Origin of the sequence: uncultured Roseibium sp. (genome assembly GCF_947499295.1) — a bacterium.
Taxonomy (GTDB): domain Bacteria; phylum Pseudomonadota; class Alphaproteobacteria; order Rhizobiales; family Stappiaceae; genus Roseibium.
In genome coordinates this window covers 127,728-152,344 of sequence record NZ_CANMNP010000005.1, presented here as the reverse complement: position 1 = coordinate 152,344, position 24,617 = coordinate 127,728, and the positions used below count along the sequence as shown (strand labels likewise).

Annotated in this window: 25 protein-coding genes and 1 tRNA gene; 11 read left to right on the top strand and 15 right to left on the bottom strand. The window is 55.7% G+C overall.

The features are described 5' to 3' along the window. Nucleotides 1-165 precede the first annotated feature (165 nt). Nucleotides 166-930, top strand: coding sequence for a sulfite exporter TauE/SafE family protein (locus tag Q0835_RS10630; protein ID WP_298819857.1), 765 nt, complete (start codon nt 166-168; stop codon nt 928-930). An 85-nt stretch (nt 931-1,015) separates the two neighbouring features. After that, nucleotides 1,016-2,650: an acyl-CoA synthetase gene (locus Q0835_RS10625; protein ID WP_298960962.1), complete on the top strand. Its 1,635-nt coding sequence runs from the start codon at nt 1,016-1,018 to the stop codon at nt 2,648-2,650. A gap of 117 nt (nt 2,651-2,767) precedes the next feature. Here Q0835_RS10625 and Q0835_RS10620 read toward each other — a convergent pair whose 3' ends face one another. Beyond that, nucleotides 2,768-2,947, bottom strand: coding sequence for a DUF465 domain-containing protein (locus tag Q0835_RS10620; RefSeq protein WP_298819853.1), 180 nt, complete (start codon nt 2,945-2,947; stop codon nt 2,768-2,770). Nucleotides 2,948-3,303: 356 nt separating this feature from the next. Between Q0835_RS10620 and Q0835_RS10615 the strand changes: the two genes are divergently transcribed. From Q0835_RS10615 to Q0835_RS10605, 3 genes are all read left to right on the top strand, one after another. Continuing rightward, nucleotides 3,304-3,510 (top strand): DUF465 domain-containing protein, encoded by a 207-nt coding sequence (locus Q0835_RS10615; protein ID WP_298819851.1) that lies wholly within the window; start codon nt 3,304-3,306, stop codon nt 3,508-3,510. Between the two features lie 145 nt (nt 3,511-3,655). Continuing rightward, nucleotides 3,656-4,144: a 5-(carboxyamino)imidazole ribonucleotide mutase gene (purE, locus tag Q0835_RS10610; protein WP_298819849.1), complete on the top strand. Its 489-nt coding sequence runs from the start codon at nt 3,656-3,658 to the stop codon at nt 4,142-4,144. A gap of 47 nt (nt 4,145-4,191) precedes the next feature. Then, on the top strand, nt 4,192-5,286 hold the full coding sequence (locus Q0835_RS10605; protein WP_298819847.1) for a 5-(carboxyamino)imidazole ribonucleotide synthase: 1,095 nt from the start codon (nt 4,192-4,194) through the stop codon (nt 5,284-5,286). A gap of 5 nt (nt 5,287-5,291) precedes the next feature. Here Q0835_RS10605 and Q0835_RS10600 read toward each other — a convergent pair whose 3' ends face one another. Next, nucleotides 5,292-6,689 (bottom strand): MATE family efflux transporter, encoded by a 1,398-nt coding sequence (locus Q0835_RS10600; protein WP_298819845.1) that lies wholly within the window; start codon nt 6,687-6,689, stop codon nt 5,292-5,294. A gap of 389 nt (nt 6,690-7,078) precedes the next feature. On the opposite strand from Q0835_RS10600, the gene rpsU reads away from it, so the two are divergent. Continuing rightward, a complete protein-coding gene (gene rpsU / locus Q0835_RS10595; protein ID WP_298819843.1) occupies nt 7,079-7,306 on the top strand; it encodes a 30S ribosomal protein S21 in 228 nt (75 codons plus the stop codon). 168 nt (nt 7,307-7,474) lie between these two features. Next, a complete protein-coding gene (locus Q0835_RS10590) occupies nt 7,475-8,326 on the top strand; it encodes a tetratricopeptide repeat protein (RefSeq protein ID WP_298819841.1) in 852 nt (283 codons plus the stop codon). Nucleotides 8,327-8,342: 16 nt separating this feature from the next. Here the strand turns inward: Q0835_RS10590 and Q0835_RS10585 are convergent, their stop codons facing one another. The 5 genes from Q0835_RS10585 to Q0835_RS10565 all read right to left on the bottom strand — a co-directional run bounded on the left by Q0835_RS10585 (nt 8,343) and on the right by Q0835_RS10565 (nt 13,751). Beyond that, on the bottom strand, nt 8,343-9,014 hold the full coding sequence (locus Q0835_RS10585; protein WP_298960959.1) for an RluA family pseudouridine synthase: 672 nt from the start codon (nt 9,012-9,014) through the stop codon (nt 8,343-8,345). An 89-nt stretch (nt 9,015-9,103) separates the two neighbouring features. Continuing rightward, entirely contained in the window at nt 9,104-9,385 is a 282-nt protein-coding gene (locus tag Q0835_RS10580) for an aa3-type cytochrome c oxidase subunit IV (protein WP_298819837.1), read from the bottom strand. 149 nt (nt 9,386-9,534) lie between these two features. Then, nucleotides 9,535-10,914, bottom strand: a complete 1,380-nt coding sequence (locus Q0835_RS10575) for an AarF/ABC1/UbiB kinase family protein (RefSeq protein ID WP_298819835.1) — start codon at nt 10,912-10,914, stop codon at nt 9,535-9,537. 81 nt (nt 10,915-10,995) lie between these two features. Further along, the gene (locus Q0835_RS10570) at nt 10,996-11,913 is read right to left on the bottom strand and encodes a DUF3445 domain-containing protein (RefSeq protein ID WP_298960957.1); all 918 of its coding nucleotides are present in this window, start codon (nt 11,911-11,913) and stop codon (nt 10,996-10,998) included. An 11-nt stretch (nt 11,914-11,924) separates the two neighbouring features. After that, nucleotides 11,925-13,751 (bottom strand): M3 family oligoendopeptidase, encoded by a 1,827-nt coding sequence (locus Q0835_RS10565; RefSeq protein WP_298960956.1) that lies wholly within the window; start codon nt 13,749-13,751, stop codon nt 11,925-11,927. A gap of 188 nt (nt 13,752-13,939) precedes the next feature. On the opposite strand from Q0835_RS10565, the gene Q0835_RS10560 reads away from it, so the two are divergent. Both Q0835_RS10560 and Q0835_RS10555 read left to right on the top strand, forming a co-directional pair. Beyond that, complete coding sequence (locus Q0835_RS10560; RefSeq protein ID WP_298960954.1) at nt 13,940-15,487, top strand: sigma-54 dependent transcriptional regulator; 1,548 nt, start codon at nt 13,940-13,942, stop codon at nt 15,485-15,487. A gap of 234 nt (nt 15,488-15,721) precedes the next feature. After that, on the top strand, nt 15,722-17,515 hold the full coding sequence (locus tag Q0835_RS10555) for a DUF882 domain-containing protein (RefSeq protein ID WP_298960952.1): 1,794 nt from the start codon (nt 15,722-15,724) through the stop codon (nt 17,513-17,515). A 92-nt stretch (nt 17,516-17,607) separates the two neighbouring features. On the opposite strand, the gene Q0835_RS10550 is transcribed toward Q0835_RS10555, so the two are convergent. The 3 genes from Q0835_RS10550 to Q0835_RS10540 all read right to left on the bottom strand — a co-directional run bounded on the left by Q0835_RS10550 (nt 17,608) and on the right by Q0835_RS10540 (nt 19,188). Then, a complete protein-coding gene (locus Q0835_RS10550) occupies nt 17,608-17,880 on the bottom strand; it encodes a DUF2312 domain-containing protein (RefSeq protein WP_298819829.1) in 273 nt (90 codons plus the stop codon). Nucleotides 17,881-18,034: 154 nt separating this feature from the next. Beyond that, nucleotides 18,035-18,331: a DUF1244 domain-containing protein gene (locus tag Q0835_RS10545; protein ID WP_298819827.1), complete on the bottom strand. Its 297-nt coding sequence runs from the start codon at nt 18,329-18,331 to the stop codon at nt 18,035-18,037. A 47-nt stretch (nt 18,332-18,378) separates the two neighbouring features. Continuing rightward, entirely contained in the window at nt 18,379-19,188 is an 810-nt protein-coding gene (locus Q0835_RS10540; RefSeq protein WP_298960950.1) for an N-formylglutamate amidohydrolase, read from the bottom strand. A gap of 484 nt (nt 19,189-19,672) precedes the next feature. On the opposite strand from Q0835_RS10540, the gene Q0835_RS10535 reads away from it, so the two are divergent. Together Q0835_RS10535 and pyk are read left to right on the top strand one after the other, a co-directional pair. Then, nucleotides 19,673-20,104, top strand: a complete 432-nt coding sequence (locus Q0835_RS10535) for a DUF1036 domain-containing protein (protein ID WP_298819823.1) — start codon at nt 19,673-19,675, stop codon at nt 20,102-20,104. After that, nucleotides 20,101-21,537: a pyruvate kinase gene (gene pyk, locus Q0835_RS10530; RefSeq protein WP_298819821.1), complete on the top strand. Its 1,437-nt coding sequence runs from the start codon at nt 20,101-20,103 to the stop codon at nt 21,535-21,537. Before Q0835_RS10535 ends, pyk begins: the two co-directional genes overlap by 4 nt. A 70-nt stretch (nt 21,538-21,607) precedes the next feature. Here pyk and Q0835_RS10525 read toward each other — a convergent pair whose 3' ends face one another. From Q0835_RS10525 to cpdR, 5 genes are all read right to left on the bottom strand, one after another. Further along, nucleotides 21,608-22,633, bottom strand: coding sequence for an alpha/beta hydrolase (locus tag Q0835_RS10525; protein WP_298960948.1), 1,026 nt, complete (start codon nt 22,631-22,633; stop codon nt 21,608-21,610). 44 nt (nt 22,634-22,677) lie between these two features. After that, nucleotides 22,678-23,328, bottom strand: a complete 651-nt coding sequence (locus tag Q0835_RS10520; protein ID WP_298819817.1) for a tetratricopeptide repeat protein — start codon at nt 23,326-23,328, stop codon at nt 22,678-22,680. A gap of 172 nt (nt 23,329-23,500) precedes the next feature. Further along, entirely contained in the window at nt 23,501-23,626 is a 126-nt protein-coding gene (gene ykgO, locus Q0835_RS10515; RefSeq protein ID WP_008551489.1) for a type B 50S ribosomal protein L36, read from the bottom strand. A gap of 154 nt (nt 23,627-23,780) precedes the next feature. Next, nucleotides 23,781-23,855 (bottom strand) — tRNA-Val (locus Q0835_RS10510). 138 nt (nt 23,856-23,993) lie between these two features. Next, complete coding sequence (gene cpdR, locus Q0835_RS10505) at nt 23,994-24,353, bottom strand: cell cycle two-component system response regulator CpdR (protein ID WP_055677766.1); 360 nt, start codon at nt 24,351-24,353, stop codon at nt 23,994-23,996. Between the last annotated feature and the right edge of the window lie 264 nt (nt 24,354-24,617).

The following is a 24,617-nucleotide window of genomic DNA, read 5'->3' as shown; positions in this document are numbered from 1 at the left end:
GCCGACCGGGTCAAAACCCCGCCTTTTGCCGGACAGAGTGCTGTAAGGTAAGGTCAAATTGCAAGCCTTCACGCGTAGGCAATTCGACGGTCGGGACTTTACGTAAACACTTTGGCATGCTTGTTTGCCGATCCCTTCCCCTGTACCTCTCGCATTCTTTTGCCCATGACCCCGATTACAGACATCTGGTTTTACGCCGCGGCGATTCCTGCGATTTTTTTCGTTGGCCTGTCCAAAGGCGGTTTTGGTGGCACATTCGCCATGCTTGGGGTTCCGATCATGTCGCTGGCCATCCCCCCTATCCAGGCAGCTGGCATCTTGTTGCCGATCCTGATTGTGATGGATGTGATCGCGTTGCTAGCCTATCGTGGCCGGGCAGACTGGAGATCTCTGGCAATTCTGATGCCGGCAGCTGTTGTCGGCATCAGCATCGGTTGGGCAACAGCGGCCTACGTAAACGATGCCTTTGTTATCTTTCTGATCGGGATCATGTCCCTGGCTTTCGTTGCCGACTATCTCTTCAAGCAACGCAAAAATGACGCAGCCAAAAGCCACAGCGTTGCAAAGGGGACCTTTTGGGGAACTGTTGCAGGCTTCACCAGCTTCATCAGCCATACGGGCGGGCCGCCCTTTCAGATGTATATGCTGCCGCTGCGTCTCGCACCCATGCTCTTTGCCGGAACAGGCGTAATATTTTTCGCAACGGTCAATGCGATCAAGCTGGTTCCCTATTTTCTGCTCGGTCAATTCGATGCCACAAACTTGTCGACATCGGTCGCTCTCTTTCCAGTCGCCCTGGTCGCAACGCTGGTCGGCGTATGGCTGGTCAGGATCGTCAAGGCCGATATCTTCTATTCGGTTATCTACATTTTCATGGGCCTGATCGGTGTCAAACTCACCTATGACGGTCTGATCGGTTTGCTGGCCTGAACGGTCGGACCCCTGCAATGATGAATTGCGCGGTCGGCCGTTTCCGGTTTTCATGCTGCTTGAAGGCGATCAAGGGAGGATGATCATGGACACAGGCGTCAGTCCGTTTACGCGGGGACTTGAAAAAAACGCTGCGAACTTCGCGGCTCTGTCACCGCTCAGTTTTCTGGCACGCGCCGCTGATGTGTTTCCGGAAGTCACGGCGATCATACACGGCAGACAGCGCACTGATTACCGGACTTTTTATCGCCGTTCACGCCAACTTGCCTCAGCGCTCGCCAATCTCGGTTCCGGCAAGGACGACACTGTCAGTGTGATGCTGTCCAATGTCCCGCCCATGCTTGAGGCCCACTACGGTGTTCCAATGGCCGGGGCTGTGCTCCACTCCATGAATACGCGGCTGGACGCTGCAATCATCGCTTTCCAGCTCGACCACGCCAACACGAAAGTGCTCATCACCGACCGGGAATACGCGTCGGTGGTCAAGGAAGCCCTTTCGATCGCGAGCGTAAGGCCAATCGTTATCGACTATTCCGACCCGGAATTTCCGCAGGAGGGTGAACGGCTCGGGTCGCTCGATTATGAGCAATTCATTCAAACGGGAGACCCCGAGTACAACTGGTCCCTGCCGGACGACGAATGGGACGCAATCACGCTCAACTATACTTCCGGCACGACCGGCAACCCGAAAGGTGTCGTCTATCATCACCGCGGCGCATACCTTCTGGCCCAGGCAAACGTCATCACAGCCGCGATGGGCAAACATCCGGTCTATCTTTGGACCCTGCCAATGTTTCACTGCAATGGATGGTGCTTTCCCTGGTCGCTGTCCATTGTCGCCGGCACGCACGTGTGTCTGCGTTGGGTAAGGCCGAACGCCATGTGGGACCTGATTGCCGACGAGGGAGTGACCCATCTGTGCGGCGCTCCCATCATCATGTCCACGCTCCTGAATGCCGCCCCTGACCAAAGCCGCGAACTTGATAGGGAAGTCGAGTTCTTCACCGCAGCAGCCCCGCCTCCCGAAAGCGTGCTGGCTGCCATGAAAACCGCAGGCTTCAATGTCACCCATCTTTATGGTCTGACGGAAGTCTACGGCCCGGCCGTCGTGAATGACTGGAAACGGGAATGGGACACTCTTTCCATTGAAGAACAGGCCCAAAAAAAGGCGCGCCAGGGCGTGAGGTATGTCGCTTTGGAAGATCTCACCGTGCTTGATCCGGAAACCCTGGAACCTGTTCCCTCGGACGGAGAAACGCTTGGAGAAGTCATGTTCCGCGGCAACGTCGTCATGAAAGGCTACCTGAAAAACCCCGAGGCAACCGAGAAGGCTTTCATGGGCGGCTGGTTTCATTCAGGCGATCTCGGCGTTCGGCATCCGGACGGATATATTCAGCTCAAGGACCGCTCAAAGGACATCATCATTTCGGGTGGTGAAAACATCTCCTCAATAGAGGTGGAAGAGGTGCTTTACAAACATCCCGATGTTCAAGCCGCAGCCGTGGTTGCCAGGCCGGACGAGAAATGGGGCGAGACGCCTTGTGCCTTTGTCGAATTGAAACCGGGGGCTGAAGTCAGCGAATCGGGTCTGATCAGCTTTTGCAAAACCCATTTGGCAGGATTTAAGGCGCCGAAGACGGTGGTCTTTTGTGAATTGCCCAAAACGTCGACAGGCAAGATCCAGAAATTTGCACTTAGGGAACAGGCCAAGGCCCTATAGAATTGGACAAAAACTTCTTCTGACCTTGCCAACACCGCCATCCGGCAAGCTGCACCCAAATATAAAAAAAACGCCGCGCGAAGCACGGCGTTTCGATTTCTCTTTTCAAGGGGATCGCTAGTGCAGCGTGTCGTTACTGCGTAGTCGCTCGATCTCATCCTTAATCTTGAGTTTCTGTCGCTTCATGTTAGCCAATTGCAGGGAGTCGGTACTCGGATGCATCAGAGCGTCTTCGATCTTGCGTTTCATTTCAGCGTGACGGCGCTCAAGTTCTGCGAGATGTGACTGCATTGACATGGAATTTTTCTCCTGTCTGTTGGCTCAACCTTTTCATCGTGCCACACATTTTCCAGGCTTGTCGATTGCTGAATCTGCATATCTGAGACGCTTTGCCGTCAAATAGTGCATTCTTCCAACTAACCTTAGGAAATCCTGAAAAACCAGGGGCAAATAAGAGGCTCAAAACTCACAAAAAATTCTCATGAGTGATTTGCCCGATGACATTTTCCACAGCATCAGGATTTCTACGTCATTTTGTCTCATTTCGAGGGCAAAATGGTCCGGGAAGCATGATTGTCGACTTGCCAAAGATGCTATCTTGCCCGACAGCTGCAAAATAGACTAGGACTCATGTCCGGCTTTAGGGGACATAGATGGCGCGAATGGATCAGGATGCTTTGCGGTTGGAGTTGGCGCAGCTTCGTCAGGAACACCGGGATCTTGACGTTGCCGTCGAAGCACTCGGCGCAACTTCGAACCATGACGCTCTTCAGCTCCAGCGCCTGAAAAAGAAGAAGCTGATGATCAAGGACCGTATCTCGGCTCTGGAAGACCAGTTGTTCCCCGACATCATCGCCTGAAGCGCCGCAATTCTCCACTGCCCTGGCATGCCCAATCTCCCTTCGCTGCCACAATGAAGAAATTCGATCGTTTGCGTCTTGCGATGCGCGGCGCGCTGCCTATACTCCGCGGCTCTTCTGAGCCCGCCGGATACTGGAGCGCAAAATGGCACAAGCGGATGTCGCAATCATCATGGGCAGTCAATCTGACTGGCCGACTATGAAACACGCGGCGGATACGCTCGACCAACTGGGTGTCAGCTATGAGGCGCGTATCGTTTCAGCCCACCGCACACCGGACCGCATGTACGACTTCGCCAAGGGCGCGAAAGACGAGGGCTTCAAGATAATCATTGCAGGCGCCGGTGGTGCAGCCCATTTGCCCGGCATGACAGCATCCCTGACATCGCTTCCGGTCTTCGGTGTGCCGGTGGAAAGCAAGGCGCTTTCGGGTGAAGACAGCCTGCTTTCCATTGTTCAGATGCCGGCAGGAATTCCGGTTGGCACCCTGGCGATTGGCAAGGCCGGCGCTACCAATGCCGCCCTTTTGGCCGCCGCGGTGCTTGCCTTGCAAAGCAGCGCTATTGAAGACGCCTTGAACAAATTTAGAGCCGAACGCACCGCAGCAGTTGCCGAGACGCCGTCGGACGACTAGGGCTGTCCGGTAAACCACCTGAAGTCTCCGCAGCAGGATTTCACGATATGACTGACAAAATCCGTTTGAGCCCCGGCGACACGATCGGAATTCTCGGCGGCGGACAGCTTGGCCGGATGCTGGCGCAGTCAGCTGCCAGCCTCGGGTTGAAATCGCACATCTTTTGCCCCGATCCGAACAGTCCCGCTTTCGATGTCAGCTCCAACTTCACTGTTGCTCCTTATGAGGACGTGGATGCGCTTGACCGATTTGCGGCGGCCGTCTCCGTTGTCACCTACGAATTCGAGAACGTTCCGGGGCCAACTGCCGCCCATCTTGACCGGAAAGTCGCCGTACGCCCTGGCGCGAGAGCACTTTCCGTGTCCCAGGACCGACTGTCAGAAAAACAGTTTCTGTCGGATGCAGGCGTTGCGATTGCAGATTTCAGGGAGATCAATTCTCAGGAAGACGTCGACCGGGCCGTTGCTGAGTTTGCCGGGAAAGGTGTTTTGAAGACGCGGCGCTTTGGCTATGACGGAAAGGGTCAGCTGATGATCCGCACTCCTAATGATGTCGCCATGGCCCATGAAAGACTAGGCAATGTGCCAAGCGTCCTCGAGGCTCTGATTGATTTTGAATGTGAAGTGTCCGTCATCGTGGCCAGAGATCTTGATGGCAATTGCGCCAGCTACGACATCGCCCGAAATCATCATGAAAATCACATTCTGAAAACCTCCACAGTGCCGGCGGGCGTTGCCAAGGAAACGCTGGATGCGGCGCGGAACATGGCTGAAAAAGTCGTTACAGGCCTAGACTATGTCGGCGTGATGGGCGTGGAGATGTTTCTGGTCAAGAGCGGTGGCAGCGAACAATTGCTCGTCAACGAAATTGCTCCGCGGGTTCACAATTCCGGTCACTGGACGCAGGATGCGTGTCTCACCTCTCAGTTCGACCAGCATATTCGTGCCGTCGCGGGCTGGCCGCTCGGCGCTGCAACGCGTCACTCAGACGTCGTCATGGAAAACCTCATTGGCCATGACGCCGATGACTGGAAGGCCGTTCTGGAAGAGCCTTCTGCCAAATTGCACCTTTACGGCAAGGCCGAAACCAGGGACGGACGCAAGATGGGTCACGTCAACCGGATTTCGAGCAAAACCGGCTGACGGGATCAGAAGGTCACGAGGCCGAGGCGTTCCCTCTTTGCAAAACGCAGATTTGCCAGAACCGCGACCGATGCAAGGCCGCCAGCCAAACCGCACCAGACGCCAACACCTCCCCAGCCGGCGGCAAAACCAAGGCCGAGGGACAGGCTGATACCAACGACCCAATAGCCGAAGAGTGCAAAAAACAGAGGGATCGTAGTATCCCCCAGCCCGCGCAGATTGTTGACACCGATGATCTGGCCGCCATCGGCTAGCTGAAACAACGCTGCCACAAGCAGGAACGAGACACCGTAGCGAAGTACCTCACTGGCTTCAGGATCGCTGAGATCCAGATATAACCCAACCAGAACTTCGGGAATGCTCCAGAACACGACAGCGAAACACCCCATGAAGGCAACCGTCGTGCAAAGCGCAGTCCAGCCTGCCCTGCCGACACCTGCATGATCGCCGCGGCCGGCCGCAAGGCTGACCCGGGTCATGGCCGCGACCGACAGCCCGACGGGAACCATGAAGGTGATTGAGGCAATTTGCAGTGCGATCCCGTGACCTGCCAACGGCAGCGTGCCCAGCCATCCAATCATGATTGACGATGCCGTAAACAGCGAACCTTCGGCTATGATGGTCAAGGCGATTGGCGTTCCCAGTCGAACGATCTGCAAGAAGACGGGCCAATCCGAGCGCCAGATACGACCCATAATGTTGTAGCGGCGCAATTGGGGGTGCCAAACGGAATACGCCAGCAGGAACAGGAATGTTGTGGTCGCACTGAAAACGGAGGCAATGCCCGCGCCAACAAGTTCCAGCCGCGGGAAGCCATATTCACCAAAAATCAGAAGGTAGTCGGCGATCGCGTTGACAACGGCACCGGCAATTGTCGCCCAGAGCACAACCTGGGTGCGTTCCATGACGGTCAAAAATCCGCGCACGGCCATGATCAGCAAAGCTGGCAGCATGGTCCATTGCAGATAGCGCATATAATGACCGGCCAGGTATGCCAGTTCCGGTTCCTGCCCCAGGAGCAGCAAGATCGATTCCGTGAAAAACAGAATGCACCAGACCGGAATGCAAAAAAGCACCGAAATCCAGAAGCCCATGCGCACGGCCCTGCGCAGATCCCGCAATTTGCGTTGCCCGCGCGCACGTGCTGCCAGGGGAATAACCGCCTGCAGCAGGCCCATGCCGAAAAACCACAGCAGCATGTAAAAATTGAAGGCAAGCACGGAGGCGGCAAGCTCCTGCGCACCCAGCCTGCCGATCATCAGCACATCCGTCGTGTTGATCGCCATCTGGGCAATCTGCGCTCCGGCCAATGGCAGGCCGAGCGCCAGCGTCGGCAGAATATCACTGCGCCACAAAGACTGTTTTTGTACCGAATCGGGGACCCCGGACGCTGGCCGCGCCATTGTTTCCTCCAAAATCAGGGCTGGATGGATGCTCTCCTGGAAAAGACATCTTGAAAATGAGAGCCAATCAGCAGTAATCCTCAAATGAGAGGCTGTCTACATTTCTTCGCAGCCTCTACCGGCGCAAAAGTCCGCTACAGAACCTGTTTCTTTTCGAATGACTGTGGACAGGTGCAGCGGGCTCTGGTATCAAGCGCACCAAAGTGAGCGACGCGTCAGCGGCGGTCAGGTTTCTTTGCACTTGTGAATGCTTAGCCCTGCAGGGCGTTGATAAGCGTTACATGCGAGTGTAAAAGCCGAACGCAAGTGTTGTTGGCAAGACCTTGCTTAACTCATAGTCCTTTCTTGCTGCGGAACGGCCGCGGCGCATCGAAAACGGGAAAAAACGCGTGCAGGTTCTGGTTCGCGACAATAATGTCGATCAAGCGCTGAAGGCGCTTAAGAAAAAGATGCAGCGCGAAGGCATCTTCCGTGAAATGAAACTTCGCGGTCATTTTGAGAAGCCGTCTGAAAAGAAAGCGCGCGAGAAAGCTGAAGCGATCCGCCGCGCTCGCAAGCTGGCTCGTAAACGGGCACAGCGTGAAGGCCTGCTTCCTGGCAAGCCCGCTCGCCGCTAAACCGGCTTGAGCATGTCTGGCAGCCCACGCTGCCGATCTCAATAAACTGCCGTAAGGCCGGCCGATGTCACGGTCGGCTTTTTGGCGTTTAGCGAGAGATAGCTCTGGACACCGGCCGCACGGAGATCGTTAGCCATACTCCCGCCCAATTGGAGGCAGAAGAACGGCATGGTTTATCGCTTGACTGTAAGAGATCATATGTGCCGCATGCGCAACTTTCTGCCACATGCCATTGTTCTGAGCCTGGCAACGTTTCTGGCCGCTTGCAATACGTCCAGTGTTTATAACAACGTTCCCGTGAACAAGTCCGCCGGATCGGCCACCAATATCGCGTCGCTGACAGCGGTGATCGAGGCCAATCCGTCCGACGCCAGCGCCTACAGCACGCGCGGCATCGCCTATGGCCAGGCCGGCAAACTCGACAAAGCCGTCGAGGATTTCGACCGGGCTCTGCAGCTTAATCCACAGTCCTATCAGACCTACGCAAACCGGGCGCTTGTCTACCGTCGCATGGGACGCAATCAGGAAGCTGTTTCCGACTACACCCGGGCCATCAACATTAAGCCAGATTACGATGTCGCTTATGTCGGCCGCGGAAATATCTATCGCCAGCAGGGCAATTTTTCCGCCGCCCTTTCAGATTTCAACTCCGTTATCGCCAGGGACAGCAGCGACGCGCGTGCGTTCTACAATCGAGGCCTGATTTATCAGGCTCAGAACCAGCATCCCCAGGCCATCGAAGACTTCGCAACGGCAATCGGATTGAATCCGAAAGCAAGCGCACCTTATACCGCACGCGGAATTTCCTATATTGCCGTAAACGACCCGACCACGGCGTTTTCGGATCTTTCCATGGCCGTCAATCTTGACCGGGATTCTTCAATTGCCTGGGCCAATCGCGGCCTTGCACAGGAGATGCTCAACAAGCCAAAGGAAGCCCGGCGAAACTATACCCGCGCGATCACACTGGACAATTCGAACCAGGTCGCGCGTGAAGGTCTGGGCCGCGTCGGAAGCTGATCGTTCCTGCGTTTTCCTAAAATGGGCAATCGGCTCGAAACATGACCCGTTCACCGTTCGAAGGGTGATGCAGGGTCAAGCTCTCAGCATGGAGCGCCAAACGGTCTGAGGCTTCCAGGGCTTCTTCCGGCGCATAGAACCTGTCGCCGATGATCGGATGACCGATCGAAAGCATATGAACGCGCAACTGATGTGAGCGCCCCGTTAAGGGAAAGAGGCGTAGGCGTGTTGTCTGTGCATGACGCTCAAGAACCTGCCATCGTGTCTGCGCCGGTCTTCCATGCTCGAAACTGACCATCTGCTTGGGCCTGTTGGGCCAGTCGCAAACGAGCGGCAGATCCACCTCGCCCGTATCCTCGACCACATGGCCCCAAACGACGGCAATATAGGTCTTCTCGGTTTTCCGTCTTTCAAATTGCAGACCGAGATGCCTGTGGGACTTGCCATTCATGGCCAGGACCATCACGCCGGATGTGTCCATATCCAGCCTGTGCACGATACGGGCCTGATCATGCGCCTCTTTTGCCCTTGTTTCGATACAGTCTGAGTGCTCCAGGGCCTTTCCCGGAACACTGAGCAGACCGCTCGGCTTGTTCACCACAAGCAACTCCTCATCAACATGAAGCACCCTGAGGTAAGGGTTCATCGGAGGATCATAGTGAAACGCTGTTGGAGCAGGCAGGTTCATGAGCTGTGCAATCAGGTCTCAATCCAAAACAAAAGGCGCGGCTATGGCCGCGCCTTCAATACCGACACAGTGTCTGGGTCGACGATCCGTCAGACAGTCAGAATCGCAAGGATACCGGTCAGGACGAAAACGACGGTAGGCGGGATCCAACCTGAAGCACCTAAAGCAAGGCCAATTCCGGAGGAAACGATTGTCGCGATCAGCATCAACCAGCCGAAAACAACAGCAGTCGTGCCACCAAAACCGAAAAGGATCAGCAACAATACGATGTTCAGGCAGGCGATCGTTCCGACTTTCGAGAAGTTGATGAACCCCTCGTAAGTCTGCTCGTGAGCATCGTAGTCCATTGCAGGTGCGTTTTCGTCAGACATGAAGTTCCCCAGAAAAAATCTTTAGTCGGCAGTCTACATACAATAAAGCCTGTGCCTTCGGCAATGATCCGAATTGCATTATTCGCCTCTCGGACGCGACTCTTTGACCGGTTGGTCTTGCCGGGGTTTTCCGCACAGAGAATCTAGGCTCAGGCAGCATGGGTTTCATTCGCAAGGCCCGCCGCACCCAGCACGCGATCCTGACGCGCACGCACAGTTGCAGCCTCAAAACCATCTATCTGCTCATTGAACAGCTCAAAAAAGTTGAGCTCCGCACGCAAGTGCAGAAACACGCCGCCAAGTCCGATGGCTGCACGGTCCATGAAAACAAATTCCTGCGGCACGGTGACCGGTCCAAGTTTCTTAAGTGCGGAATGGACACGAAAGGCTTCTTTCCGGCCGTATTCTGCAGCCGAAACACCATCGGCTATCGAGCGCACACGGTCCGTCAAAAGCGGTCCATAGATGAAACGAGCCCAGATGTTCAGAACCTCGATGACTTCCTTTTTGAGATTTGTAAAGCCCCACCGCTCGTAGGCGGAGACCACACGATCGTTGTCTTCCTCAAGCAGCCCACGGTAGAGATCAACCACGCCTTCGACAAAGGCTTCCGGGAAGACGCGGATGCATCCATAGTCCAGGAGATTGATGCCTGCTGGTTTGCCTTCCTGTTCAAAAACCGTGTAGTTGCCCAAATGCGGATCGCCGTGGATCACGCCGAAATGGCTAAAGGGATGCCACCAAGCGTGGAACATCGTCCTGGCCAGATGGTTTCGGTCATCAAGGCTATGTTCCTTGAACTCCAGAAGTGGCTTTCCGGTCAGCCAACCCATTGTCAGTAGACGACCGGTCGACAGGTCTTCAACAACTTTCGGGACCCTGATCTCTTCGCTTTCGGACAATATGTCCTGATACATGGCGATATGAGCTGCCTCCCGGCCATAGTCGAGTTCTTCTCGAACGCGCGCGCTGATTTCCTTGGCGATTTCCCGCGTATCGATGGCCGGGCTCATACGACGATGCAACGAAAACAGCATTTGAAGTTGCTTGAGATCGGCTTCCACTGCCGAGGCCATATCGGGATATTGCAGTTTGCAAGCAAGCACACGCCCGTCATGCGCGGTAGCACGATGGACCTGTCCGAGCGATGCCGCCGCCGCCGGCTCTCGGCCAAACTCGGCAAACCTGTTCTGCCAGTCCCCACCAAGCTCGGCCCGCATCCGCCGTTTGACGAACGCCCAACCCATCGGGGGCGCGCTTGCCTGGAGTTTGGCGAGTTCTGTTGTGTATTCTGGCGGCAGCGCGTCGGGAATAGTGGACAATAGCTGAGCTACCTTCATCAACGGCCCTTTCAGGCCGCCGAGCGCTTCAGCCAGCTCCGCAGCATTCTTGGCATTGTCGAGCTCCATGCCAAACAATCGGGCGCCGGCAACTTTGGCTGCTATCCCGCCCATATTCGTGCCGACCTTGGCATAGCGCCCTACTCTGGCGCTGAAGCGATTGCTTTCACGGTCTTTGGACGGTGGCATATTGCAGGGCTCTCCCCGGTTGGCTCAAAATAGTGTCTCCGGACTAAATATGTATCTCGCCGCTAATATCCAGCAGCAAGGTCAGTCAGAATGCCGCAGCCGTTCAGAGACTTCGTGCAAGGCAGCGACAAGTGTATCTCGCGAAGTATGCAGTCCTTTGTAGCGCAGTTGTTCGCTGCTTAGCGCCAACAATTGCCTTGAGAGCCCGCTGGCAACGTCAGAACTGTCAGTCTGGCCTTCAAGGGCAGCCATCGGATCATGATGGATCTTGATCGTAAAAAGGATGTCGCCCGACCCAGACAAGCGCCGAAGGGTCTGCCTTTCAACCCGCAAGAAAAGCGACGCCAGGACCTGCCCAGTCGCTTCCACCTCAATGTGATGAGCACCTGGATGGTGGAGCCTGTCATCCGGATAGGCAGACCAGTTGAACCTGCAAAGAATTTGTCCCGGCTTAAGATTGTCAAAGAGGCGCGCCACCATCTGCCCCATGCGCGCGCCGTTGAAATCGGGTACGGTCTCATGGATATCGGCCATCGACAGACCGAACTTTTGTCCCAGAGACCAGGAAGATGGGAAGCACAGCGACGCCGCAACAAGCCGGTAGCCTTCCTGTCCCGGGCGCATGAGGACAAGATCCTCCTGAACCATGAGGGACGCTGTTTTCAACGCCGGAAGATCTGTGCAGTCTATCCACCGCCCGGCGGCGGGGATGCTGACACTGATTGAACTGACGTCATGTGTGCTGCCGTGGAACTGCCGCAGATGCTCCACAACCAGCCCAAGCACCTCGGCCTGCGCAGCCTCCGTATCAGGTTCGGCCCGAAAAACGTCATCGGGCCTTGCTGCGAACAATCTGGCCTTTTCAGCAAGGTGCGGTTTCAGGAAGGTGTCAGCCTCCAGCCATTCCTTTTCCGCAACCGGCTTCAACCCAACTGTGAATGGCTGACTCGTCCCGTCATAGGGACGGTGCTGAAAGTGGACAGACCGTTCCTCCGTCACAGCACTCTGCCTCAGGCCTTATCCAGGTCTTCCAGTTCATCAATGATCCGTTCAATAACGGACAGGCCCTTTTTCCAGAAGTCGGGATCAGCTGCGCTCAGTCCGAAAGGTACCAGCAATTCGGAATGATGCTTGGTGCCACCAGCTTTCAACAGATCAAAGTACTTTTCCTGGAAGCCCGTTTCCGCTTCCTCATAAACGGCATAGAGCGAATTCACCAGACAGTCGCCGAACGCATATGCATAAACGTAGAATGGCGAATGAATGAAATGAGGGATATAGGTCCAGTAGGTTTCGTAACCCTCGTTCAGCTTGATCGCCGGCCCGAGGCTTTCCTCCTGCACGGAAAGCCAAAGCTCGCCGATCTTGTCTGAGGTCAGTTCGCCGTTGCGTCGTTCGGAATGCACCTTGCGCTCGAAGGTGTAGAACGCGATCTGCCGCACCACGGTGTTGATCATGTCTTCCGCCTTGGACGCCAGCATCACTTTGCGCGTTTGCGGATCGGAAGCCTTTGCAAGCAAGGACTTGAACGTCAGCATTTCGCCAAAGACACTCGCGGTTTCAGCAAGCGTCAATGGCGTTGGCGCCATCAGAGCACCATTTGGCCCTGCCAGAACCTGGTGCACCCCGTGCCCGAGTTCATGTGCAAGTGTCATTACATCCCGGATCTTGCCCTGATAGTTCAGCAGGACATAAGGATGGGCGCTCGGCACTGTCGGATGCGCGAAAGCTCCCGGCGCCTTGCCGGAGCGCGCCGGTGCATCGATCCAGTTCTTGTCGAAAAAGCGTCCCGCAATGTCTGCCATATCGGGCGAGAATGCGCTGTAAGCCGACAATACGGTTTGCTTGGCTTCTTCCCAGGAGATCACACGGGTATCGGCATCAGGTAACGGCGCATTGCGGTCCCAGGTGTTCAGCTGATCCATGCCAAGCCATTTGGCCTTCAGCTTGTAGTACCGGTGCGACAGGCGCGGATAAGCGTCGCGAACGGCAGCAACCATTGCCTCGACGACTTCGCGCTCCACTCTGTTGGCCAGGTGTCGACTGTCGGCAATATCGGAAAAATTCCGCCAGCGATCGGAGATTTCCTTGTCCTTGGCCAACGTGTTGGTGATCAAGGTGAAAGTCCCAAGGTTTGCCTTGAAAGTAGCCGTCAGCGCTTCAGACGCCTTGCGACGCATATCTGGAGAGGGATCCACCAGAAGATTGAGCGTCGGCTCTATGGTGAGGTCCTGGTCGTCAACCTTGAACGAAAGAGACGCCATGGTCTCATCGAACAACCGGTTCCAGGCGCTGCTCCCGGTCACTGACTTTTCATGAAACAACTGCTCGACGCGATCTTCCAGCTGATACGGTTTGTCCTTGCGAAGGTCTTCGATCCAAGGACGATAATGCGCCAGCTGCTGGTCCTGAAGCGCAGCTTCAACGACAGCATCCTCCACCTGGTTCAATTCAAGCGTGAAAAACAGCAGATGCGAGCTGGCTGTCGTGATCTGTTCCTGCACATCACCATAAAATTTCTGAGAAACAGGATCGACGGTGTTACCGGCATAGACCAGACCAGCAAAAGAGATCAGTCGCCCCATCAGATCTTGAAGGTCTTCAAAAGCACGAATGGCAGTGACCAACGCCGGCACATTGTCTTTGGCCATTTCTGCGAGCCGGCCTTTGTAGGATGCCTCGAAGGTTTTTGCGCGATCCAGGCTCTCCTTCAGGTCCGCAGAGACTTCAGGAGCATCCACTGCCTGATAAAGATCGCTCAGGTTCCACTCCGGAAGAGAGCCAAGGTCAGCCGATGCAGAAGACTGAGCGGCGAATACGGGTGTCGGGAAAGGCATGAATGTCTCCGGGAACGGTCGGCCAAAAGTGCAGGCAATGAAAAAGCCCTTCTGACTAATTAGGCGTGCCAGGCCCAACCCTGCAATCGGAAAAGGAAAACTTTTTCACCTTCACCTGGACGATTTGTTTACCCAATTGCGACCAGAATGGCTCGAAACGAGACAATTCAGGGCGACCAGAGCACGCTATGCAAGCAATCAGCGGCAAAATTCTTATCGTTGACGACGACCCCATCCAGCGCAGGCTGCTACAGGAAGCCGTCAAGAAATTCGGCTACCGTTCGAAAACAGCAGAAAACGGCGCGGAGGCCGTCCGCATCATGACTGGTCCGGAAGCCAGTGAGATCGATCTGATCATTCTGGACATGGTCATGCCCGAACTGGATGGGCTGGGTGTGCTTGAACGCCTGCGAGGAGACAAGATCGCAACACCCGTCATTGTCCAGACGGCACATGGCGGCATCGATACGGTTGTGTCGGTCATGAATGCCGGCGCACAGGACTTTGCAGTCAAGCCGGTTGCGCCGGAACGCCTGAACGTTTCCATTCGCAACCTCCTCAAGACATCCGCCCTTGAGGGCGAGATCACCCGTTTCAGAAAACAGGTCTCCGGCACACTGACATTCGCTGACATTGTTACGCAATCAGCCGCGATGGAGCGTGTGATCAATCTTGGCAAACGCGCCGCTGCTTCGAATATTCCCATTCTGATCGAGGGAGAAAGCGGCGTCGGCAAGGAGATGATAGCCAGCGCTATCCAGGGCTCCAGCGACCGCAAGTCAAAACCGCTGGTGACCGTCAACTGCGGTGCTATTCCCGATAATTTGGTGGAATCCATTCTTTTCGGACATGAAAAGGGAGCCTTCACCGGTGCAGTCGACAAACATGTCGGCAAATTCCAGGAAGCACATGGCGGCACCCTGTTTCTCGATGAAGTAGGTGAATTGCCCCAGGAAGTGCAGGTGAAACTGTTGCGTGCGATTCAGGAAGGTGAAATCGACCCGATTGGATCCCGCAGGCCCGTCAAGGTGGATTTCAGGCTGATTTCAGCGACCAACCGCCGCCTGGTCGATCAGGTCAAGGAAGGCGTTTTCCGGGAAGATCTCTATTACCGTTTGAATGTTTTTCCGATCTGGATTCCGCCGCTGCGCGACAGACGGGAGGACATTCCAGCCCTGACACGGCATTTCCTTGCCCGCTTTGCAGCCGAGGAGGGCAAGCCTCAGGTTGCGGGCGTCGCTCCGCAGGCTCTGGAGCTACTTCAGGCCTACCACTGGCCTGGCAACATCCGGCAGCTGGAAAATGCAGTCTTCCGCGCCGTGGTCCTGTGTGATGGTGCTCAGCTGACCATAAATGATTTTCCGCAGGTCGCCTCTGCCGCCACCCAGCCTGGAGTATCTTCAGGCATCCTGGCACCGGCCGCCGTATCCGAAGGACCGTCATCGATTTCCGGTGCATCGGTGACAGCGGCTCCTGCGCACACTCCAGCACCCCGGCCGGCACACACGTCAGCATTCGAGCAGGCCGCACCATTCGGTTTCATGCGCAATCTGGACAGGGACGGGCATGTGCGAAAACTCACCGACATCGAGGAAGAGTTGATTCGCGCCGCCATCAATCACTATTCCGGACGCATGACGGAAGTTGCCAAGAGACTCGGAATCGGGCGCTCCACCCTGTATCGGAAGCTCAAGGAATACGGATTGGAAGAGGGCGGCAAAGATGCCGCAGCCTGACTTGAGGCAACTCAAGGACAGTTGAATGAATTTGGACGATTTTTTGACGCATTCTCCGGTTATCCAGCGCGACCGGAGGATTTTGCCCTCATCACACTTGCATCGTTGCAATTCTGCCACGATTATCAAACAAGCGGATTTAGGGTAAAAACTTCTTAACCTACAGCAGCTAATAATCCCACCTGCTGGGGAGCACGGGATGGGCGCAAGCCCTCGAAAACGGCGAGATAGAGATTGCGTAAACGGTTAGTTGGTTTCAACGCCGCCGTATGGCTGAGACGTGCCGCGAAGATTGCAGGCGCGCTTGCTGTTGCGTCTGCCTGCCTTGTGCCTGCAGCACAGGCCGAGACCCGCACACTTAAGCTTTACAACACGCACACCAAAGAACGCGTATCCATCACGTTCAAGAAAAACGGACGCTATCTTCCAGGTGGATTGCGAGAAGCCAATCGTTTCTTGCGCGATTGGCGACGCAACGAAATCATCAAGATGGATCCGGAACTTCTCGACCTTGTCTGGGAAGTGTATCGGAAAGTTGGCGCGCGAGACCATATTTACGTGGTCTCCAGCTACCGTTCACCGGCGACCAACAACATGCTCCGCAAGCGTTCGTCAGGTGTGGCAAGAAACAGCCAGCACACGCTCGGCAAAGCGATGGATTTTTACATACCTGGCGTCAATCTTGCCAAGCTGAGAGAAGCCGGTCTTCGTAAGGAAATCGGCGGCGTCGGATATTATCCACGCTCCGGATCGCCATTTGTTCACATGGACACCGGCCGGGTACGACACTGGCCAAAGATGAGCCGCTCTCAGCTGGCCAGGGTTTTTCCAAGTGGCAAGACGCTTCATATTCCGTCAGACGGCAAGCCGCTGAAGGGCTACAAGATTGCACTCGCGGAAGCCAAGTCCGGCAAGAAGAGACCGTCGCGCCCAACCATCGTCGCTTCCAACAGCCGCTCATCCTCCGGTCAGGGCCGATCAAGCACAAGAGATCAGAACCTGACGAAGCCTGGCGCGCCGATCCCGGCAGCCGGCCAGGAGCGCAACACATCTGGTGGCGGCAACCTGTTCGCAAGTCTGTTCGGTGGCGACAATGACAACAACAATCGGTCTGCGCGTCCAGGAGCTGTTGGCAACCAGCGGAGCACACCGGCACAAGCAACCGTTTCGCCCGTGGTGAAGAACCCGCCGGTCCCCACCAGGAAGGTACTGGAAGAGCAACAACCTGAGCCGGCGACCGCGCCTGTGCTCGTTGCAAGTGCCGCGCCGACGTTCAAACCCGGTATCGACGAACCTGTACCTTCCGTAGCGATTGGCACTGCGGCTCCAGTGGCGAACACCCTGGACGCGCAGCGCATTGCAATCGAAAATGGCCAGCCACTGCCGACCAACGCGGTCATCGACAGTCGTTTCCAGGTCGCACGCGCACCTTCTCAAAAACCTGATCAGGGCCTCAGCGAAGCCGCACAGCTTGCAGCGGCAACTTTGGGAACAACCGGTTCCATTCCGGTTCCTGCCTCCGCTCCCGTCACCGACCCTGTCGCGGCAATTGCGGCGGCCACCGGAACCAGAGTTCCTTCGCCATTACCCGCGCCACGGCCTGAAACAACGCTGGCTTATGCTTCGGCAGCTGCGACACCGCCTGCCTTGAGCCGGTCGTTGAGGCCATCCATCACCGGTCAACGTCAGTCCGAAGCGCGCCCTCAATCAGCCAATCCAGACCGGCCGGCACCGGTACAGCCCTCACTGTCGGGACGCATTCCACGTGATCAGATCGTGGATCCGCTGGCCGGCTTCGCCAGCCTGCCCGACAAATCAGGGTCTACGCTTTTGTCAGGTGCTGGAACCACCCGTCACCAGGCATTTGCGTCATTGAGCCACCCCAACCAGCGCGCATTGAAGAACGTCATGATGCCGGGCAACCGGTTCGTCTCCGCAAGCTTTGATCGCGCACCTTATGGCGGGCTTAGAACAGACCGCTTCGATGGCCCTGCGGTGGTTGTGCTTCCAGTGCGTTTTGCACGATAACGCTTCAGGTTCTTGACGAATTAAGACAAAAAAAGAGCGGCCCATGGGGCCGCTCTTTTTCGTCGTGGCCGGCTATAGAGCCCACCTTGAAGTCAGCTTTCTGAATCGGAAGCCGCCGGCGCCGCCATGCCAAGTGCATGCATGTAGAGGTCCAGCACCGCTTCCTCTTCCTCACGCTCATGAGGTTGCTTCTTGCGGAGTGAGACAACTTTGCGCAGGATTTTTACATCGTAGCCGTTACCCTTGGCTTCAGCGTAAACGTCCTTGATGTCGTCAGAGATGACCTTTTTCTCTTCTTCCAACCGCTCGATACGCTCGACAAATGCGCGCAGCTGATCCGCTGCTACTCCACCCGGATCGGACATGAACTTAGTTCTCCTTCTTCATTTTTCTTGACAATCAATGTGTCCCCGGAAGGCTGAAATCTGCTTGCCTGACGGGTTCCATGAAAATTGCGTGTGCCCTGCCAGACTCGGTGATGTCCGTCAAGCGATGAATGACCGGCAATCGTGCCGCCGATCAGTGCTGAGGTTTGCTTTTTTCAAAAGCTGCCGTCTGTTCAGCACTCGCTTCGGTCTGATACTTGGACTTCCATTCGTCATAGGGCATGCCGTAAACGATCTCGCGCGCATCCGCCTTCTCCAATGGCAGTCCCTTCTCGGCAGCTGCGTCCTGATACCAGTTGGAAAGACAGTTCCGGCAAAAACCCGAAAGGTTCATCATGTCGATGTTCTGAACATCGGTTCTTCCACGCAGATGCTCGACGAGACGTCGGAACACAGCGGCTTCTAGTTCGAGTTTTGTCTGTTCGTCCATTATGCAAACCTCCCTGGATCTTCCAGTTCAAGCCAAATTCGCGGCGTTTAGTCAGTGTCGCTGCGCGATTTGAAGTGTTGAATCTTCCGGCAATCCGGCATTTGCGCAATTGCCCGCAAAGTCGGCTCCAAACGATCGGCCCACTCCTTGGCGCCACTGTCGTCGGCGATCAAATCCTGCCGCAATTCAAGCAACACATGAGCAAGGCCATTGCGCGTTGCGTGCCGATACATTGTGTCGTTTTTGAGTGCACCGTCATAAGGCTCATTGTCACCGACAACGAGGTCGTCTTGCGCGCGCAACCCGGCAAGCATCGGCTTGACCGCGCGTGGGTCACAGTCCCAGAGAACCGTCGCGTGCCACGGTCTCGGCACGCCGCGCCAGACGGGCGTGAAACTGTGGATCGACACCACTACCGGCGGCGCCGTCACCGCATTCATGGCTTCGAGCGTAGCATCTATGAGGCTGTGATAGGGCTCATGAAACGCCTGGATGCGATACGCTCTTTCAGCCGCGTCAACCCCGGCATTTCCCGGCACAACCGCGCCGTCTGACAATCTCATGATCAATGTCGGGTCGTCTTCGCCGCGATTGGGATCAATGAAGAGACGTGAAAATGTCGTCAGGCAGGCCGGCGCTTCCAAACGCCTGGCAAGTTCAAGGGTAACGGCGCGCGCTCCAATATCGTAGCCGATATGCCGCTGAAACTGTTCAGCGGGAACTCCAAGGTCGCCATAGCCTGGGGGTACTGTATTGCGCGCATGGTCACACAACAGCAGAAGGCCGGAACTGAAGTCTCCAGGTATGTATTCTGTTGGCTGAAAAGCTTCGCCAGCCTCGGCTGCTGTTTCTATCATTTCTCGCGTCGTGGAAAATCTGAAGGCGTCTGCAGGCGCAGGCGGACAGGTTTACGGCAAACTCGTTCCGGAACCAAGCCTGAATAATAATCTGTCCTCCGTCCGATTCGGGAGGACCGGTCTCTCAACATCCGGCAATCGGGTGCACGTCGGAAAACGGCTTTATTTTCAGCCTCTTTCCTGAGGAAAGACCCACTTTGTATACGGTTTGTTGATGGCTAACTTCTATCAGGGTCCCAACGGCCTTGTTCCCGCCCCATTTTTGACTTCATAGGTGGGGTAATCGTCCTTCCGGGCAAATTTCAAGGGGCGATTTCGGGATTAAGTCTGGGCGAAAGCCATCCGTATCCTGTTAACGACGTTGACAAGACCCCCTTGTCCACGCAAAAAGCGAATGTCTGTAAAGCAGCAAAGTGAACGACTGCATATGTTTAAGGTTGGGGAACGGTACCAGGGTGGGTCTCGGGCACGTATTGGTGTGCCCATGAAAGCTGCCTTGACCGGACTTTTGACCGTGCTGCTTTTTTCCGCATCAAGTGAAGACGCCAGGGCCGATTTGCGCCTGTGCAACAAGACAGACAGTCAGGTCGGTGTCGCCATAGGCTACAAAGACAAGACCGACTGGGTCACCGAAGGCTGGTGGAACCTCGCATCAAATTCTTGCGAGACGCTGGTCCCGGGCGCGCTGGTGTCACGATACTATTACATCTACGCAGTTGATTACGACCAGTTTGGCGAATGGGGCGGCCGGGCATTCATGTGCACCCGGGAGAAAGAGTTCACCATTCGCGGAATTGAAGACTGTGTGGCTCGCGGATTTGAGCGGACAGGCTTTTTTGAAATCGACACGGGCGAACAGAGCAGCTGGACAGTCCAGTTGACCGAACCCGTGCAACAAGGAACAGGTGGGCGATGAGGCGAAACCGACGAGTCAAAATCTTAGCAACTCTCGGACCCTCTTCCTCAGAACAAGACATAATTGAAAAACTGTATCGCTCAGGTGCGGATGTGTTCCGCATCAATATGAGTCATACAGATCATGACCGTCTGAAAATGCTCGTTGAGCGTATCCGTTCTGTCGAAGAGAAAATCGGGAGGCCGATCGGAATTCTGGCTGACCTTCAGGGACCAAAGCTGCGTGTGGGAACATTCACAGGTGGCCCCGTCATGCTGGCAAACGGCGCAACGTTTACGCTGGACGCAGACAAATCCGGCGGCGACATCAACCGGGTCCACCTCCCGCATCCGGAAATTCTGGAAGCGCTTGAGCCAGGTCACCGCCTGCTGCTCGATGACGGCAAGATCCAGTTGAAAGTCATTGAAGCCACAGCAACCAAAGCTGTTACTGAAGTGATTGTTGGTGGCAAGCTTTCGGACCGCAAGGGCATCAGTGTTCCCGACACCGAAATCAAAACGAGTGCGATGACCGAGAAGGACCACAAGGACCTGATCGCCGCACTGGAACAAAATGTCGACTGGGTAGCCCTTTCCTTTGTGCAGCGCCCTGACGACTTGGCCGAAGTCCGCAAGATCACGCGTGGACGCGCTGGAGTTCTGGCAAAGATCGAAAAGCCTCAGGCAATCGGTCGCCTGGACGAAATCATTGAACTGTCCGATGCAATCATGGTTGCCCGTGGTGACCTTGGCGTGGAAATGCCGCTGGAACAGGTTCCAGGGCTGCAGAAGCAGATCACGCGTGCCTGCCGCCGTGCCGGCAAGCCGGTCGTGATTGCCACCCAGATGCTGGAATCCATGATTTCTGCACCTGTCCCGACCCGCGCGGAAGTCTCCGACGTTGCCACCGCCGTTTTCGAAGGCGCTGATGCTGTCATGCTGTCAGCTGAATCGGCTGCCGGCGATTTCCCTGTTGAAGCCGTTGCCACCATGGACAAGATCGCCCAGCAGGTTGAACAGGACAACAACTACCGCAACATCATCTATGCACAGCGCGCCGAGCCTGAAGCAACGGGTGCCGACGCGATCTCCGCGGCTGCACGGCAGATTGCCGAGACGCTCAATCTGGCGGCTGTTGTCTGTTACACGACATCGGGCGCAACGGGATTGCGTGCCTCTCGTGAACGGCCCGCGTGCCCGGTGATCGTTCTGTCACCGGTCCTGGCAACAGCGCGCCGACTGGCACTTGGCTGGGGCCTGCACTGCGTCGTCAGTGAAGATGCCGCCAACGAGGAAGACATGATCGATCGTGCCTGCCGAATTTCCTATTCGGAACAGTTCGCCAAGCCAGGCCAAAGGATCATCGTGACTGCCGGCGTCCCGTTTGGCACACCGGGATCCACAAACCTGTTGCGCATTGCATTTGTCGGCAATGATGGTCAGGGCGGCATTTGACGGTCTAATCGGTTGAAACACCGAGACTAAGTCATCACAGAAGTGAAAGGGCGGCCACGTGCCGCCTTTTTCATGCCGGTTCGCGCAATTGAGGCTTCCTGGCAGTCCCCTGAACTTCACCAGGCGCGGCCTTCACGCGGTCGATCAGGGTTCCCAGCGCCTCGATGACCTTGTCATTGTGTAGATGATGCGGCATGTGGCCAGCGTTTTCCAAAACGATCAGTTCAGCGTTTGGCAAGTCTCGGCGCAACCCCTCGCTATGGATCGACGGCCAGACAATCGTGTCGTCCGCGCCAGTGACAACCAATGCCGGTTGTCCAATCTTGTGATAAGATTTGGCATGCCGCGTGACCTGCGGTTTCAGCGTCGCTATGTCGGTTGAATTCGCCCGGAAAGACTGCGGCCTGTACAAGAGCGGCAGGTTTATCCGTTCGGCATAACGTTCCGGCGCCTGCCCAGGGGCGAAGACCCGGAGAATGGCTGCGGGAGCAAGGCGTTCTGCAAGTGGTAGCGTCAAAGTTCTTGTAAAGAGGTCACCGACAATCGGAAGGGCAGCCATCGAATAGTGCCAGTCCACGCCACCTGGCCAGGGATGGCTGACGGGTGCGATAAATGCCAGCCCCGCGATGCGTTCTGGATATGTCAGCCCAAGAACGACAGTGACCGCGGCTCCGAAAGAGTGTCCAACAACAATGGACTTCTTTATGTCAAGATATTCAAGCAACCCGGCAATAACTCCGGCTTGTCCTTCAAGCGAACTGTGCCGTTCAAAATCGCGTTCCGAGAACCCGAGACCCGGCCGATCCACAAAGAGGGTCGTATACCTGCCGTCAAACGCATCCTTGAACGCGATCATGGGGTCATAGGCATTGCCGCTGGCCCCATGAATGAACACCAGGACAGGTGCGTCACTGTCCTGATTGTCCGCAGGAAACAGATGGTAATGGAGTTTGACACCATCGATTTCGGCAAAGCTGCCGTCGGGCTGATGCGCCGCAGAAATCTGACTGACACGCCAGGCTGTATAGGCTGCGGACAGGATGAGAAGAACCGAGATCAGCAACAAAAAATACATGGTGAAGCGAACAACAAACATTTCAACATACCGTTTATCGGAATGGAAACGGTACGTTTGTCAGGTCAGGCTGGTTCACCCTCAGCGTCTTTTTCAAGATCCTCCACAGCCTTGGTGGCATTCTCCAGGCTTGGATTGACCTCAAGCGCACGCTTGAATGTTTCCAGAGCGCTGTCCTCAAAACCAAGCCGCCGCTGAATGATTGCCAATCCCGACAAAGCGCCCCAGTGCCGAGGTTCAAGCGCAAGCGTCCGCTCGATGTCGACCAGCGATTTGCCGAAGTCCTCTCGCATGTAGTGCACGGTCGCACGGCGGTTCCAGCCTTCCGCAAAAGATGGCTTCAAAACCACCACAACGTCCAGCAGATCAAGAGCAAGTCCGTGATCGTCTGCCTGGAGTGCCTTGCCCGCACGCGACATCAGCACGTCCACGGTGTCACTGCCAGAATCCATCCAGATGCGCTGGATTTCGCGTGTTATACGCGCCGCAGCGTTCGTGTCGTCCGTATCTGCAAGCTCTGCATAAAGCTCGTCCAGCCTGGACTGCTCCTCCTCCGGATCCGCGTCCTCAACAACAACCTGCCCGCCGTCTTGCGGAAGGTCTTCAGGCATCGGGTTGAAGTCTTCTGCCGACGGAGGGTCCACATCCGGCCCAAGATCGGGAACGGGTTGAGCACCGGCGATACCGGAACCGACAAAAAAAACGATGGCAAACACAAAAATCCGCATCCAACGATTATGGGTCGTTAGATGCGGCGGTCAATCCGGGAAATTTACACATCTTGGTGCGCACGGCAGGAAATCGTCTGTACCGCCCTGAAAGCTGCCTGCTAAGCGCTTCCAGACAAACGGGAATCAACGAATCCGACGCACAATCGCACCGGCAAGATCAGCCCTGGCGTGCTTTGAAACGCGGGTTTTTCTTGTTGATGATGTAGACGCGGCCTTTACGACGAACCATACGGTTGTCGCGGTGACGGCCCATCAGCGCTTTAAGCGAGTTTTTGATCTTCATGTCACTGTCCCCCTCTTAAGGGTCCTGCTTCTCTAAACCAAATGAGCGCCTGCGGCGCTCACATTCGACTGGGTTGTTCTTAAAAGCAGCTGCAGCAAATGCGCCTGTCTTCTGATCAACCCGCGCCTCTTGAAACCATCAATCAGCGCAAAAATGGTGGGCGTGACAGGGATTGAACCTGTGACCCCTTCGATGTCAACGAAGTGCTCTCCCGCTGAGCTACACGCCCGAATATCTCGGTAGTCCGGCGCCCCGACGCCGTGGTGGAGTGCGATATAGCGGGGAACGCAGATCTGTGCAACCCCCCTTTTTCACCGAACCGGCAAATTATCACATGTCCAGCAGCGGCCAATTCAAGTACTTGGTATCAGGCCGCCAGCATGCGTTCGACTTCCTGCACAAGATCCTTCAAATGGAAGGGCTTAGACAGAACTTTTGCATCCTTGGGCGCATCCGATTCAGGGTTCAGGGCCACTGCTGCAAAGCCGGTTATAAACATCACCTTCAGATCCGGATCCAGTTCCGTTGCGCGCCTTGCGAGCTCGATCCCGTCCATCTCCGGCATCACGATATCGGTCAACAGCAGGGAAAAGGGCTCCTCGCGCAAACGCTCGTAAGCGCTTTTGCCGTTATCGAAAGACACAACATCATGGCCGGCGTTTTCCAGAGCTTTCGCCAAAAAGCGGCGCATGTCATTATCATCTTCGGCTAGCAGGATACGCGACATCGTTTATGACCATTTCCCTTTATTTTTGATATCCGGAGCGAATTTGAGAGCTCCTTCTGCCGGTTATAGCCCGAATTCCACAGAATGATAGCCAGAATTGGTTCTCCTAAGCTTTTGATATCAACACTGTGGACTGCGTGTTGATTCCTTGGCACCATGGGTCAACTTGTCATAAGGGCAATAACCGGAACCTGGCATTTGACGAATAAGAAACCGCCCTCCTTACAAACGTCTCTTGAAGCCGACTTCAACGGCTATCCGGCG

Bases quoted from the DNA above. Each gene is read 5' to 3' on its own strand.
- Q0835_RS10630 (WP_298819857.1), top strand. From the start codon at position 166: ATGACCCCGATTACAGACATCTGGTTTTACGCCGCGGCGATTCCTGCG.
- Q0835_RS10625 (WP_298960962.1), top strand. From the start codon at position 1,016: ATGGACACAGGCGTCAGTCCGTTTACGCGGGGACTTGAAAAAAACGCT.
- Q0835_RS10620 (WP_298819853.1), bottom strand. From the start codon at position 2,947: ATGTCAATGCAGTCACATCTCGCAGAACTTGAGCGCCGTCACGCTGAA.
- Q0835_RS10615 (WP_298819851.1), top strand. From the start codon at position 3,304: ATGGCGCGAATGGATCAGGATGCTTTGCGGTTGGAGTTGGCGCAGCTT.
- purE (WP_298819849.1), top strand. From the start codon at position 3,656: ATGGCACAAGCGGATGTCGCAATCATCATGGGCAGTCAATCTGACTGG.
- Q0835_RS10605 (WP_298819847.1), top strand. From the start codon at position 4,192: ATGACTGACAAAATCCGTTTGAGCCCCGGCGACACGATCGGAATTCTC.
- Q0835_RS10600 (WP_298819845.1), bottom strand. From the start codon at position 6,689: ATGGCGCGGCCAGCGTCCGGGGTCCCCGATTCGGTACAAAAACAGTCT.
- Q0835_RS10590 (WP_298819841.1), top strand. From the start codon at position 7,475: ATGGTTTATCGCTTGACTGTAAGAGATCATATGTGCCGCATGCGCAAC.
- Q0835_RS10585 (WP_298960959.1), bottom strand. From the start codon at position 9,014: ATGAACCTGCCTGCTCCAACAGCGTTTCACTATGATCCTCCGATGAAC.
- Q0835_RS10580 (WP_298819837.1), bottom strand. From the start codon at position 9,385: ATGTCTGACGAAAACGCACCTGCAATGGACTACGATGCTCACGAGCAG.
- Q0835_RS10575 (WP_298819835.1), bottom strand. From the start codon at position 10,914: ATGCCACCGTCCAAAGACCGTGAAAGCAATCGCTTCAGCGCCAGAGTA.
- Q0835_RS10565 (WP_298960956.1), bottom strand. From the start codon at position 13,751: ATGCCTTTCCCGACACCCGTATTCGCCGCTCAGTCTTCTGCATCGGCT.
- Q0835_RS10560 (WP_298960954.1), top strand. From the start codon at position 13,940: ATGCAAGCAATCAGCGGCAAAATTCTTATCGTTGACGACGACCCCATC.
- Q0835_RS10550 (WP_298819829.1), bottom strand. From the start codon at position 17,880: ATGTCCGATCCGGGTGGAGTAGCAGCGGATCAGCTGCGCGCATTTGTC.
- Q0835_RS10545 (WP_298819827.1), bottom strand. From the start codon at position 18,331: ATGGACGAACAGACAAAACTCGAACTAGAAGCCGCTGTGTTCCGACGT.
- Q0835_RS10540 (WP_298960950.1), bottom strand. From the start codon at position 19,188: ATGATAGAAACAGCAGCCGAGGCTGGCGAAGCTTTTCAGCCAACAGAA.
- Q0835_RS10535 (WP_298819823.1), top strand. From the start codon at position 19,673: ATGAAAGCTGCCTTGACCGGACTTTTGACCGTGCTGCTTTTTTCCGCA.
- pyk (WP_298819821.1), top strand. From the start codon at position 20,101: ATGAGGCGAAACCGACGAGTCAAAATCTTAGCAACTCTCGGACCCTCT.
- Q0835_RS10525 (WP_298960948.1), bottom strand. From the start codon at position 22,633: ATGTTTGTTGTTCGCTTCACCATGTATTTTTTGTTGCTGATCTCGGTT.
- ykgO (WP_008551489.1), bottom strand. From the start codon at position 23,626: ATGAAGATCAAAAACTCGCTTAAAGCGCTGATGGGCCGTCACCGCGAC.
- cpdR (WP_055677766.1), bottom strand. From the start codon at position 24,353: ATGTCGCGTATCCTGCTAGCCGAAGATGATAATGACATGCGCCGCTTT.